The organism is Aliidiomarina sp. (genome assembly GCF_022565475.1).
Lineage (GTDB): Bacteria > Pseudomonadota > Gammaproteobacteria > Enterobacterales > Alteromonadaceae > Aliidiomarina.
In genome coordinates this window covers 230464-243285 of the sequence record NZ_JAIUMR010000003.1, presented here as the reverse complement: position 1 = coordinate 243285, position 12822 = coordinate 230464, and the positions used below count along the sequence as shown (strand labels likewise).

Annotated in this window: 10 protein-coding genes; 4 read left to right on the top strand and 6 right to left on the bottom strand. The window is 50.2% G+C overall.

Features of this window, described 5'->3' with window-relative positions; genetic code table 11:
* Window positions 1-462 precede the first annotated feature (462 nt).
* On the bottom strand, window positions 463-1227 hold the full coding sequence (locus LAT77_RS04470; RefSeq protein WP_290563351.1) for an OmpA family protein: 765 nt from the start codon (window positions 1225-1227) through the stop codon (window positions 463-465).
* Complete coding sequence (locus LAT77_RS04465) at window positions 1227-2078, bottom strand: MotA/TolQ/ExbB proton channel family protein (RefSeq protein WP_290563350.1); 852 nt, start codon at window positions 2076-2078, stop codon at window positions 1227-1229. The genes LAT77_RS04470 and LAT77_RS04465 overlap by 1 nt, the downstream gene beginning before the upstream one ends.
* Before the next feature lie 385 nt (window positions 2079-2463).
* Between LAT77_RS04465 and LAT77_RS04460 the strand changes: the two genes are divergently transcribed.
* Complete coding sequence (locus tag LAT77_RS04460; protein ID WP_290563349.1) at window positions 2464-3084, top strand: glutathione S-transferase family protein; 621 nt, start codon at window positions 2464-2466, stop codon at window positions 3082-3084.
* 62 nt (window positions 3085-3146) lie between these two features.
* Here LAT77_RS04460 and LAT77_RS04455 read toward each other — a convergent pair whose 3' ends face one another.
* Entirely contained in the window at window positions 3147-4097 is a 951-nt protein-coding gene (locus LAT77_RS04455) for a putative sulfate exporter family transporter (RefSeq protein ID WP_290563348.1), read from the bottom strand.
* Between the two features lie 182 nt (window positions 4098-4279).
* Here LAT77_RS04455 and LAT77_RS04450 point away from each other — a divergent pair, with 182 nt between their 5' ends.
* The 3 genes from LAT77_RS04450 (at window position 4280) to LAT77_RS04440 (ending at window position 8509) form a co-directional block, all read left to right on the top strand.
* Complete coding sequence (locus tag LAT77_RS04450) at window positions 4280-5179, top strand: DUF4097 family beta strand repeat-containing protein (RefSeq protein WP_290563347.1); 900 nt, start codon at window positions 4280-4282, stop codon at window positions 5177-5179.
* A gap of 252 nt (window positions 5180-5431) precedes the next feature.
* Window positions 5432-7327 (top strand): M1 family metallopeptidase, encoded by a 1896-nt coding sequence (locus tag LAT77_RS04445; RefSeq protein WP_290563346.1) that lies wholly within the window; start codon window positions 5432-5434, stop codon window positions 7325-7327.
* Window positions 7328-7348: 21 nt separating this feature from the next.
* Window positions 7349-8509 (top strand): L-lactate dehydrogenase, encoded by a 1161-nt coding sequence (locus tag LAT77_RS04440; RefSeq protein WP_290563345.1) that lies wholly within the window; start codon window positions 7349-7351, stop codon window positions 8507-8509.
* Window positions 8510-8547: 38 nt separating this feature from the next.
* Here LAT77_RS04440 and LAT77_RS04435 read toward each other — a convergent pair whose 3' ends face one another.
* From LAT77_RS04435 to LAT77_RS04425, 3 genes are all read right to left on the bottom strand, one after another.
* Window positions 8548-9069 carry a response regulator gene (locus LAT77_RS04435; protein ID WP_290563344.1) on the bottom strand — a complete coding sequence of 174 codons (522 nt, stop codon included), beginning with the start codon at window positions 9067-9069 and terminating at the stop codon, window positions 8548-8550.
* Between the two features lie 56 nt (window positions 9070-9125).
* Window positions 9126-10394 carry a HAMP domain-containing sensor histidine kinase gene (locus LAT77_RS04430; RefSeq protein ID WP_290563343.1) on the bottom strand — a complete coding sequence of 423 codons (1269 nt, stop codon included), beginning with the start codon at window positions 10392-10394 and terminating at the stop codon, window positions 9126-9128.
* A gap of 182 nt (window positions 10395-10576) precedes the next feature.
* Complete coding sequence (locus LAT77_RS04425) at window positions 10577-12781, bottom strand: TonB-dependent receptor (RefSeq protein WP_290563342.1); 2205 nt, start codon at window positions 12779-12781, stop codon at window positions 10577-10579.
* Window positions 12782-12822: the final 41 nt, after the last annotated feature.

Sequence of the window (12822 nt, the reverse complement as noted above, 5' to 3'; positions counted from 1 at the left end):
CCTTTGGCTCATCGAATTCCGCAAAAGTTGCGTAGTATGAATGCGAGAAAATTCATCACGGGGCTTTATCCATGTCTTATGTCCAGCGCATTACACTGTTTGTCTTGATGCTATGTAAGGCCACATTTGAGCTGGCAGCAAGTTAACCTTGCGGTTAAGTTAGTACCCGACGCTGCATGCCTCGATAACGGCGCTTTAACCGCAGTGACAGCAAACTCAGGTTCGCCATTGGCACTCACTACAGTGCTCCTCTTTGCCCTGGCGGGTGGCTTTATTCTAACTTAATACCGTGCGTGTTCCCTGTGCTCTCCTTAAAAGTCTTACACCTCGCAAACCACCGTGACAATACCCGCACCGATCGCACTAAGCATTTTTAAATCCGGTCAACGGATTACCACCGGGCCCTTATAGTAAAGGTTATGCGTCATATTACGAAAAACTAGAGCAAGCCCGTCAACCGGACTAACCGTCGTCCGCGACCGTGAGCACGAGTGTTACGCGTCGGTTCTGCCGGCGCCCTTCTTCAGATTCGTTGCTAGCAAGTGGCTGACTATCGGCGAAACCGACCGCTTTCAGTCGTTCTGGCGACACTCCTTGGTCGATCAAATAACGGACCACAAAGCTGGCTCGGGCAGCAGACAACTCCCAGTTGCTCGGAAAACGTTCCGTGCGAATGGGAACAGAATCGGTATGACCTTCGACACTGATACTGTGTCCGCTGCGTTGCAGCACTGCCACCACAGGTTTCATCAGCTCCGCTGCCTTTTCATCAGCGAAATGTGCTTCACCACTTCGAAAGAGAATCTGGTCGTTCAAACGGATATTCAGACTGCCCGGACTGGTCGTAATATCAACGAGGTCACCAAAGCCAGCTTCATTAAATTCACCACTGAGCATATTGCCCAGCGATGTTAGCTCTTTGTCTGACGCACTTTCTGGATCGATGCCAAGCACCGTCATCAAGGCACTGGTTTGACTAAGGCTTTGTCGCTCGGTCGGCGAGCCACTAAAATCTGCATTCGCCAATAACACCACGAAAAGCACGAGTAGCAGCGTCAGCAAGTCCATATAGGTGGTGACCCAAGTTTCTTCTTCTGGCTCGGGCACATCATTCAAGCCAGCAAAACCGTCGCGGCGCTTAACGAAGTTCTGGGTTAACTCGCGGTCCGCCAATAATTTTGCAGCTTTCTCCGCTGCAATTTGTGAGCTTTTGGTGCCAAAATTCATTAATCACCCCGCTTGCGAAATGGACTTTTTGACCCCTCTTCGGCATTCGCATCTTTGCCACCATTCCCGAAACCATTACTATCTAACTTGAGTTCGTCTTCAACATGGGCAAAGAAAGTCGTTAAATACTCGCGAATGTAGGCTGGGCTGCGACCTTTGGCGATTAACAAGACTCCTTCACGAATCATATTCATCAGCTGCACGCGTCGTTCGGTACGGCGTTCAAATTTGATTGCAATCGGTTTGAAAAATAAGTTTGCCAGTGCCACACCATAAAGCGTCGTTAACAACGCAAACGCCATATCCGCACCGATTTGCGCCATGTTGCTGTCACCCATACCTTGCAACATATTGACCAAACCAACCAAGGTTCCTAACATACCAAACGCTGGAGCAAACACCGCCATGGTGCGATAGATCTGTGCTTCCGCCCGCTCACGAATCTTCATTTTTAAGATACGCCACTCTAATAGCTCGGCGATGTCTTCAATTGGTGTATTGTTAATAATTAACTCAAGGCCAGTTCGGAGAAACGGGTTTTTTACTTGCTCAAGCTGATTTTCTGCATGCACCAAATTGCCCTGCATCAGCTGCCGCGCAACCGTCACTAATTCTGCTTGGTCGTCTTTGGCGTATAGCTTTTCGTTGCGCAGTACTATCCAGAGTATCTTAAATACATTCACAACTTCGCGTAACGGATAGGCCAACAAGGTTGCGGCAAAGGTTCCACCTAGTACTATGGCTAATCCGGGAAGGTTAACAAACGCCCAAGCATCCTGTGCCGTGAGAAAAATCGCAAAAAAGACGATGGCGATGCCTGACAGCATACCCATTAGCGTAGATAAATTCATAACAGCTCGTTGGACTCCCAAATGACCGCGGCCAATTCCCCCGCAACGTGATGGCGTTGAAGTCAGCGACAGTAAACGATTAGCATTGTTTTGTTTATCGGCTATATGTACGAGGATCTAAACGTACAGAAACGCAAAATACCAAAATAGTCGTATTTTGGTATTGATCTCAGTCACAGCATTGCTCATCGAGCGGGTTAGTTTCGAAATTTAGGGCCTATGGATAAGGTATAAGCCGCATCGCCGAAACATAAAGCATCCTCCAATTAACTGGCGAGTTTAGATCTTTTCCGCGTATGGGTTAACTATAAGAAATTAGCCGTGAAAAGATCTTAAATAACACGTAAATTGATGACACCTCATCCCATCCTTTAGGAGTTCCAACATGAAATTATACGAAATGGCGATTGCACCGAACCCACGGAGGGTGCGCATGTTTCTCGCTGAGAAAGGGCTGCTCGACCAAGTTGAGCGGGTGCAAATTGATTTACAAAAAGGCGAAAACTTAACGCCGGAGTTCCGTAGCAAAAACCCAATGACCAAGGTTCCGGTGCTCGAAACGGACGATGGCACTTGCATTGCAGAGACTATGGCAATTTGTCGTTATGTCGAATGTTCACACCCAGAGACTGTTGCCTTGCTGGGTGAGACCCCGAAAGAAGTCGCCCTCATTGAACAATGGTTGCGCTGGATTGATTTTTATCTGTTCATGCCGACCGGTATGGCTTTTCAGCACGGCAGTGGTTATTTCAAAGACCGCATGAAGTGTTTTCCTGAGTGGGGCGCTGACTGCAAAGAGAAAGTCGAGAAATTTTTCGATTTCCTGAATGAGCAATTGCGTGATCGCGACTATCTATGTTGCAGTAAATTTACCTGCGCCGACATTAATGCCTATACATCCGTACAATTTGCCAAGGTTGTCGGCGTTCGTGTCGATGCCGAGAAGCACCCTCATCTGCAAGCATGGCATGAGCGCATTGACAGTCGCGACTCTGCAAAAGTCTAGTCATTCACGGACAGTGTGCAGTTTATCTAAACGCCTTGCTTCGTTGTTCGACAGCGAGGCGTTTAGGTTAAAATCCACCACAACGAGCTCATTGACACAAATAACCACAGAATAATCGCCAATAACATCGGTTTAAAACCTGCTTGGCGAATCGTTGTGAGTGACATCGACGCGCCAATTAAATACAGGCACACCACTAAAAGTCGTTTCGCAAAATCAAATGCCAGTTCATAAGCTGCGGCACCTTGCGGAACGAGCTCAGCCACTAAAATTGCCACCACGTAAAAGACGATAAATAAAGGCACCGTTGGTAGTTTTGTGGCGACTTCAATATTGCGTCGACGTTGTCCAGCCTGATAAACCACGGCAGCAATTAAAACCATGGGTACAATTGCCAAGGCACGGGTTAATTTCACCGTCGTTGCCACCACCAAGGCTTCGTCGCCATAAACTTCGGCAGCACCAACCACGGACGATGTATCGTGTATTGCAATCGCAGCCCACACCCCGAAGTCATACTCGCTCAAACCGAGCCAGTGGCCGATCGGTGGAAACACGAATAGAGCAATCGCATTGAGAATGAACACACAGCCAAGTGCAACCGCGATTTGCTCTGCGCGCGCTTGAATCGTCGGCGCCATCGCCGCAATCGCGCTGCCGCCACAAATGGCGGTGCCCGAGCCAATCAATGTGGCGCTGCGCTTATCCATCCGCAAGAGTTTTGCTAGGCCGAGCGCAAGCAGCAGTGTGGTAACCACATAAAATAAAATAAGGAGAATGTTTTCGCCGCTGGTGCGCGCCGCAACTTGCAAGTTGACGCCGAATCCAAGACCAACGATGGATATCGCTAACAGTCTTTTCACCAACGCAGCGACATTGACATGCTTGGGAACCCAGCCTAGCAAGGCGGCTACAATTCCTAACACCAGTGCAACTGGCGAACTGATCAGTGGGGTTAGACACAGAAGTCCGATGAATAAGAAGACGATATGTTTGAGCGCAATAACTTGCATTCACAATGTTCCAGGTTGCAGCGAGAATGTGCGCAATATTAGCACCTTATGAATTTATTGCGAATGCTTGCCGGTTTTGGCAAGTTCAACGATACTTACTGACTCGTTGCAATGCAGAGCCGCTTATAGCATTCAATTCACTATAGTGGCGTACTTAGCCCTCCACTAAAAGGGGTTTTATCATGAAGAATATTCTTATCGTATCCGCGTCGAGCCTATTGCTGTGGTCATCAGCTGCGTTCGCTGATTTACCCTGTAAACTATCGAAAGACGTTACGCTAGAGCTCAACAGCGCGAGTATCCAGCAACTCCAAATTAGTCTTGGGCCCGACCAACTTGATTTAGAAGGCCACACAGGCAGTACAGGTAAATTGCACGTGCGTTATTGCGCCTCTGACCAAAAACGTCTTGATGCACTGGAAGCGAAAACAAGTCAACGTGGTGACCTCGCTAAATTAGAACTCGATCACGGCGGACGCTATAATGTTTTCCGAACCGGTCTCTTTCGCAGTTCTGATTATGGCTACTTTCAAGTTAAAGGACAGGTTCCAGCGTCGTGGTCAATCGACGTCACCGTTGGCTCTGGTAAAGCTGAAATTGAAAATGTCGCTACGGTCACTGCCGTCGTCGGTAGCGGTGAGCTCGAGGTCGACAACGTTTCTGGTCATGTTAGCGCGCAGGTAGGCAGTGGCAAAATTGACATTGAACACGCTGGCAGCGTCAATATAAGCACTATTGGTAGCGGTCGTGTCGAAGTCGACCACGTCAGCGGTAATGTTGATATTGGCAGTATCGGTAGTGGGCGTGCTGAGATTGACAATGTCCGTGACGCCGTGTCGATTCAAACCATTGGTAGTGGCCGCGCATCATTAGAAGACATCACTGGCGATATCACCGTACGCAGCATAGGCTCTGGCCGTCTTAGTGCAAAAGATATCGATGGTAGTGTGATGATTAATACGACTGGTTCTGGGTCAATTACGGTCACCAACGTTACCGGCGACTTTACCCTGCGGAGTAAAGGTTCAGGCAAAGTCAGCCATACCAATGTCAATGGAACCGTGAGCGTGCCTAACCGCTAATGCGGCAATTGCGCCGAACATTTGCGAGGGTCAGCGAAGATAGATTGCTTTACGTCTCGTGGGTAAATCTTTGCCTGCTAAACATTCAACCTGGGGGGAATTTCATCGCTGGAGTGTACCGGTTTTCATGGTCAGTCTCGGGTGTGGATTTTTACTGCTAACATTCTGGTCGCATTAACAATCCCGCATAGTGGTTCGCCGCTTAATCTGCTATAACTGACGCTATTAATCAGTGCTAGTAAGGAGCATGATGTGTCTTCATTTTCGCTAAAACAGCTGGCGTGGGTAGCGTTACCGCTTATTCTCGTAGCTTGTTCACCGCAACAGTCCGAACAACCGCATAGCCCACGCTCGGAGCACACACGAGTCGCCACGCCGACTATCGACCAGCATAGTTTTGCCAATAGCAATCAGATCCACACACCGCATTTGCATTTAAGCTTACAGGTGGATTTCAATCAGAAAAAACTGATTGGTTCGGCGGAATATGACCTCGAGTTTCGAGACGCACGTGCAACCGAAGTCGTTTTCGATACTGAAGCGTTAACTATTTACGGCGTCGAGCAACATGTGCATGGCGACTGGCAGGACACCACCTTTACACTTGGTGAGCGGGATCCAATTCTCGGCACACCACTGTCCGTTCGGGTTACCGCGGGCGCGGAAAAAGTCCGTATTCACTATTCAAGCTCACCGACTGCAACCGGCTTAGACTGGGTTGACCCCGTGGGCACCGCCGGCGGTCAATATCCATTTTTATATAGCCAGTCACAACCACATTATGCGCGGACTTGGATTCCGATTCAGGACACGCCAACGGAGCGCTTAACCTTCACGGGTGAGCTTTATACTCCACCCTATTTGGTTGGTCTTATGGGCGCAAACAACCCGCCAAACCCTGAACGCACGGGTTTCTATGAATTTCGCAGCGAACAGCCAATCCCGTCCTATTTGATGGCGATAGCGGTCGGCGACCTTGATTTTTATGCCTTGAACGAGCGCATGGCGATTTACGCCGAACCCTCGGTATTAGCCGATGCCGTTGCTGAGTTTTCCTACACTACCGATATGATGGCGGTGACCGAGCAGCTATTTGGCCCATTTGCATGGGACCGTTATGATCAGCTAGTACTCCCCCCGAGTTTTCCGTTTGGTGGCATGGAAAATCCGCAATTAGCCTTTTTAACCCCCACCGTGATCGCAGGCGATCAAAGCCTGGTTAGCTTAATTGCCCACGAGCTCGCCCATTCTTGGTCTGGTAATTTAGTCACCAATGCGACGTGGCGTGACCTCTGGCTCAACGAAGGATTCACCTCGTACGTCGAAAACCGCATTATGGAAGCTGTTTACGGCGAAGAACGGGCGCTGATGGAGCGAATGCTCGATGCCCAGTCGCTAATAAGTGCCTTACCGCACCTCAGTGAGCGCCAGCAGGTGCTGCACATTGAACTCGAGCAACGTGATCCCGACACAGCCTTTACCTCGGTTCCATATATCAAAGCACAGCTGTTTCTGTTTTTCTTAGAGGAGCGTTTTGGCCGCGAACGTTTCGATGCATTTGTCCGTCAATATTTCGCTGATTTCAGCTTCGCCACCCTCACGACTGATCAGTTTGTTGAGTACTTACAAGCCAACCTGCTGGCCTTGGAACCAGCATTAGTGCCGCTCGCCGAAGTTGAAGAATGGTTATATGCACCGGGCCTTCCAGACTCGGCACCAATACCGCAAGTCGCCGCCTTTGACCGTGTCGCGCAGGCACAAGAACGGTGGTTTGCTGGTGAGAATATCGACATCAGCAACTGGTCGATTCATGAGCGTGTTTATTTTCTCTCGCAATTACCGGCGGACCTGTCACAGCAAGACTTAGCCCGTCTCGACGAAGCCTTTGAACTTACCGCTACACGTAACAATGCAATTCTTTCGCAATGGCTGGTGATTGCTATTCAACACAATTACGAACCCGCCATGCCGCGCGTACGCGAGATGCTGACGAGCATGGGACGCTTAGCCTTTATTCGGCCCGTTTATGCAGCGCTCGCCGCAACACCTGAAGGTCTGGAGCTCGCGCGAGAGATCTATGCGCAGGCAAAACCGAGTTACCATGTCTTGACGCGCGACCAAATTGAAGCGATTTTAGAGCTCAATTAATTGCTCCAGTAAGGGTAAGTAATGGCGAAGTTGATTGCACCTGCAAGCATTCAAGATTATCGAGAACTGGCGCGCAAACGCCTTCCGCGCCAGTTCTTTGATTATCTCGAAGGCGGTGCCTATGATGAACAGACGTGCCGTGAGAACATGAGTGCATTAGCACATATTCATCTGCGCCAACGGGTTCTCAAAGATGTCAGTCAGCGCGATCTGTCAGCCACCATCCTTGGCGAGCGTTATGCATTGCCGGTTGTTCTTGGCCCTGTTGGACTGGCCGGCTTAAATGCTCGGCGCGGCGAAGTCCAAGCCGCCCGCGCCGCTAAACGTGCTAACGTTGCCTTTTGTGAGTCCACTGTTTCACTTTGTGGTATCGAGGAGGTCGCCGCCACCGGTGCTCAACTCTGGTTTCAACTCTATATGCTCAAAGACCGGGGCTACGCGGCAGAATTGCTGCGCCGAGCAAAACAAGCTGGTGTTAAGGTTTTGGTGTTCACCGTCGATCTTGCTGTCTTGGGTGCCCGTTATCGTGATGTTCGCAATGGAATTGCCGGGGCGTCCGGAATTCATGCGACCTTGACCAAATTAGCGGACTTGCTCAGTCATCCTCGTTGGCTATGGGATGTGCCGATCAAAGGGAAACCACTAGTGTTCGGTAATTTGGCCGACGCCGTTCCCTCAGCAAAAAGTCTACCGGCTTTTAAACACTGGGTTGATGAACAGTTTGATCCTGCGGTGACATGGGAAGACCTAACCTGGCTGCGTGACCATTGGGACGGCAAAATTGTCCTGAAAGGTATTCTTGATGCAGAAGACGCCAAACAAGCAGCAACATTACAATACGATGCAATTTCGGTATCGAATCACGGCGGTCGCCAACTGGATAGCGTCGAACCAAGTATTCTCGCTTTACCCAAATGTGTCGACGCGGTCGCGGGTCGATGTGAAGTACTCATGGACGGCGGCATTCGCAGTGGACTTGATGTTGTCAAAGCACTTGCACTCGGGGCGACGGGTTGCATGTTGGGTCGTGCTTGGGCTTACGGACTGGCGGCGCGAGGTGAGCAAGGCGTGAGCGAGGTGTTAACGATTTTACGGGCGGAAATGGATGTTGCTATGGCGCTCACCGGCTGTACATCACTCGAGGATATACAACCATCCATTTTGCTCGAACAGCCCGTGTAAATAAACGCATTCACAAGCGAGCATTGGCTCGATTTTGACTAAATCCGCTTCTTTTGCAATTTCCGCTGCAGCGTCCGGCGATGCATTTTAAGCGCCCGCGCTGTCGCTGAAATATTGCCATTGTGTTCCTGCAGCGTCCGTTGAATCAGCTCCCACTCCAGTGCATCGACGCTCACGGGCTCATCACATAGCGGTGGCTCTTCATCATCACCGGCGAGTACCTTCAACAAGGTGTTTATCTCAACCGGTTTGGTCAGGTAGTCATCACAACCTTGTTTGATAGCGTGCACCGTCGTCGCAATACTGGCATAACCGGTGAGGATAATAATCCGCGCCTGTGGCCATGTTTTCTGTAGTTCCTGCAAGCGGCTTAATCCAGACTCGCCAGACAAATTGAGGTCCAATAAAATAATGTCGAACGGCGTCCGTTGGTAATCGACAAGCGCCCGCTCTGTCGAAATCGCATGGACTCCCGGCCAGCCATGATGCTCTAAACGGCGCAGTAGAATGCGCGCAAACGGTTCATCGTCATCAATCATGAGGAGGCGAGTTTCCGCCATACCTAATCTCCTAAAGTTATTGCTGTGCAGCTATTTGCTGGTGCTCATGAAGTAAATCATACCTGATCAGCGCTCAATTGGGTTGCGTTTTCGAGCAAAGGCACTTCAACATACTGCTCAACGTAACTCGTCACTCGATCCTCCTCAGACGCACCTGCACCCTGAGCACTTTCATCGCGTAGTATTATTTTCAAAGTTCCGCCCATGCGTTCAAGTGTCGCGTGACTCAATAATAGGCCGATCCCTAGCCCTTTGTCGCTACTGACACTCCCTTGACTTAACTCGTTTAAACGCTTACTCGTTAACGAAAAATTTGGGTTGCGAATGCGCAGCTGCCATGTGTTCGCCACTATACGAGCATCGACAACGACCTGACCTGCACCAATTTGTCGCACTTCGTGAGCTGCGTTACGGACAAGATTCAGTAACGCTGGAAGTAGGGTTGAATCAGCGTGAATGAAGCAATCATGTGCTGACTCAAATTTGCATTCAATGTGATCTGCCGGTAGTGACAACGTCATGTGTTGACGAAGCTCTTTCTGCAATTTTGCCACCGAGATCACCGCATGCTCGTCTTGATGTAAAGACTCGCTGGCCGCACGCAGCTCATCCAATAGCAATCGCACTCGGGCGAGCGGTTCGCGCATTTCCTGCACTGCTGGGTGGTCGCTAAAACTCTCTTGTAACTCTTCATGCAACAGGCTGAGCATCGCCAGTGGTGTCGCAATGTCATGCGTAAATTGAGCAGAAACAGTGGCCATCGCCACAATTTGCTCGCGGCGCAACTGCGACTCACGCATCTGCTGTAACTGCTGTTGGCTGCGTTCAAGTCGTGTACGCATCAAGCGTAACGTAAACGACAAAAGAATAGCGGCGAGGATAAAGGTAAACCCCATACCCAAATAATGCTCACGATGCTCGGCATGCCCATGCGCACCTTGCTCAAGTAAAATGAGGAAATAGCCTTGCGCGATGAGAATAAACCCCAAGGTTAACCACCCCGAGAGCGGCTTTAATTGCAGAAAAGCAATGACCAATAGAATCAGTAACAAAGCGTTCGCCGGACTCGTAGCACCACCGCTTTGACTGAGGGCGATAACCCAAAGAGCGGTCAGCCCAATGACTTGCGCGAACGTCGTACCTTTCGTTTCACTCACAGTCGCCACAGCGGTCAGTACCGTAAGGAGCGCCAGCATCAACCAAAAGTAGTTAATCGCTTCTTGCTCGGCCGGGCGATAAAAAAATGCGCTGCCAATAAACACTAGCATCGTCACAACATACAAAAACTGAATATACAGCTTCGTCGCCTGCTGCTCTTTGCGCATCGCCCCCAAACCTTACAATTGTTATAAACCCTCTCCCCCCTTTGTACCAAGAACCCCAGCTTTTTTCTACACTTACGTTTCCGGCTCGGAGCCGCAATTGCCATTCCGGCTCCGAGCCGGAATGTGCTGGTAGCGAAATCGGGTGACAAAAAACGCCCCGGAGGGCGTTTTAGTCGGTGTGATTAGAATCGCATCGTGACCGAAGCGCCGACACTTCGGCCGGGTTCTACCCAAAGTGGTAGGTAGGGGTCATTGGCGGGCCGTAGACGAGAGCCACTTTGGCGCCAGTAGGTTTTATCGGTGAGATTGAATACACCGAAAGTTACCGACCAGGTTTCGTTCGGGAGCCACTGGCTGACCCAGTCAACTGTGGTATAACCGGGAGCTGAAAACAGTGCTGCGCCGCTAGCATCGACCAGGTCCCGTTGACCACGACTGGCCTGCACGAAGAGACGACTTTCCCAGTGCATATTCGGTAACCAAGCAAGCTCAACCGTCGCTCGGGCTGGTGCGACTTCACTCAAATGGTGGTTTTCCTCACTGCTGGCACCTTGCTCATAACCGCGCGTGATTTCAGCCGCAACACGCACCTCAAAGAAGTTACCTAGACTTTGGCGAGCGCGCATTTCGGCACCTTCAATACACACCCGATCACGGTTTTGTGATTGAAACACGAGCATACCGCGAGCGGGATCAAACCCTAATGCGGCTCGCGTCTCAATAAAATCACGATAGTGATTACGGAAAAACACCACTTCAAGTTGGCTGTCTGCATTCTGCCAGCGCAAACCGGTTTCGATGGTTCTGCCTTTTTCAGACTTCAGGTCAGGATTCGGAATCGCCACTAAGTTCATCATCGGCATATACAAGCCAATATTCACATCCGAAAACGGCGGCGCACGGAAGCCTTCCGCATATTGCACGAACCAATCAAGGTTCTCCTGCAGCGGCCATAACAGACCTAACTTCGGTAACCAACGGCTCTCACTTAGGTCAGTTACTTCCGTGTTGGGAAACGCGCTGGTGTAAAGGTCGTCTGCTGTGGAGTTCAGTTTGTAATATTCATAACGCAAGCCCGGACTCAGTGTTGGCCCTGCTGACCACAACTGAATTTCGTCATGCACGTAGACGCCTAACTCAGTTACATCACTATTCGGGAAATCACGCAGCGGGAATTGCTCGCCCAAAATAATAGTGGTTGTCGAACCATTCATTAAGTTGGTTTGTAAACCGTCACGACGGTCTGCAACCTGCGTTTTAATCAACTCAAATCCATAGCCAAGTCGTTGTTTGAAACCACCAAGTTGTAGATCATTTTCGAGATCGCTGCCAACACCCCAAGCCTTCTGTTGAAATTCGAAATCACGTTCAATGGAAATCGGCACTGGCGCTGCTCGCCGCTCCTCATACGTATCTTGGCGAGTATTAGTCATTTGCCGCCAAATGCGCCAGTTACCGCGATCGATACCGGCGACATTCTGGAAGTATTGGTCAATGACAAAACGCCATTGATCACGTGTGTCATCTCCTGTCATCAAGGTCGTCATCGCGAAGCGCCCCTGACCGAGTAGGGCGAGAATGTCACTCTCCCGCTTTTCTTCTTGGCTATCAAAGCTGATTCGAAGGCGAGCTCGATCCGTTTCTTTGGCAAAACGCAGAAGAATCGCATCCTGTTTTTGGTCGAGCTGGTCTTGGACGTCTGGTGAGCTTGGTAAATTTGGTTCATTAGCACGCTGGTGGGCGCCAGCAATTAAAAAGCCGTAGTCGCCTTGCTGCCAAGCCGTCGCTGCGGTCGCTCGATAGCGGTCACGATCACTTTGACCACTGACATTCACGAAGCCGCCAAAATCACCCGAGCGAATCACATCGTCGATATCGAGCATCGAAAACGCAACCACACCACCTAACGCTTTACTGCCGTATAACGTTGACGCCGGGCCACGGAGAACTTCAACTCGGCTAATTAAACCAAGCTCTGATAGGCCGCGTCCCGTATCCGAGAAGTTCCCAACGCTAAAACCGTCGCCCACCGGTACATTATCAATCACGATGGAACTGCGATTGCCGCCAATACCGCGGATGGTAAAGCCGCCATGACCAAAACGTGTGCTGCCTTGGTCAATATCGATCCCTGGTTCATAGCGAATTAAATCAGCAACATCGAGCGCCAGCTCTCGTTGCATTCGGTGTTCATCTATAACGGTTACAGTACCGGTAACTTCACTTTGTTGGCGTGCCTGCCGATGAGCCACGACTGTGATCACCTCATAAGTATCCGCTAATTCATCTTCAGCATAAGAGGTCAATGGGATGGTGAATAAGAGCGCAGAAGATATTGCAAGCGCAAGGGAAGTCGGTACAAAAGAAACATCTGAAAACTTTTGCATAGGGGGCATCCAATTCCAAACTGTCGGGGGGAGTTAAAGCC

Excerpts from the sequence above, each read along its gene's own strand:
- LAT77_RS04470 (WP_290563351.1), bottom strand. The coding sequence starts at position 1,227 with ATGAATTTTGGCACCAAAAGCTCACAAATTGCAGCGGAGAAAGCTGCA.
- LAT77_RS04465 (WP_290563350.1), bottom strand. The coding sequence starts at position 2,078 with ATGAATTTATCTACGCTAATGGGTATGCTGTCAGGCATCGCCATCGTC.
- LAT77_RS04460 (WP_290563349.1), top strand. The coding sequence starts at position 2,464 with ATGAAATTATACGAAATGGCGATTGCACCGAACCCACGGAGGGTGCGC.
- LAT77_RS04455 (WP_290563348.1), bottom strand. The coding sequence starts at position 4,097 with ATGCAAGTTATTGCGCTCAAACATATCGTCTTCTTATTCATCGGACTT.
- LAT77_RS04450 (WP_290563347.1), top strand. The coding sequence starts at position 4,280 with ATGAAGAATATTCTTATCGTATCCGCGTCGAGCCTATTGCTGTGGTCA.
- LAT77_RS04440 (WP_290563345.1), top strand. The coding sequence starts at position 7,349 with ATGGCGAAGTTGATTGCACCTGCAAGCATTCAAGATTATCGAGAACTG.
- LAT77_RS04435 (WP_290563344.1), bottom strand. The coding sequence starts at position 9,069 with ATGGCGGAAACTCGCCTCCTCATGATTGATGACGATGAACCGTTTGCG.
- LAT77_RS04430 (WP_290563343.1), bottom strand. The coding sequence starts at position 10,394 with ATGCGCAAAGAGCAGCAGGCGACGAAGCTGTATATTCAGTTTTTGTAT.
- LAT77_RS04425 (WP_290563342.1), bottom strand. The coding sequence starts at position 12,781 with ATGCAAAAGTTTTCAGATGTTTCTTTTGTACCGACTTCCCTTGCGCTT.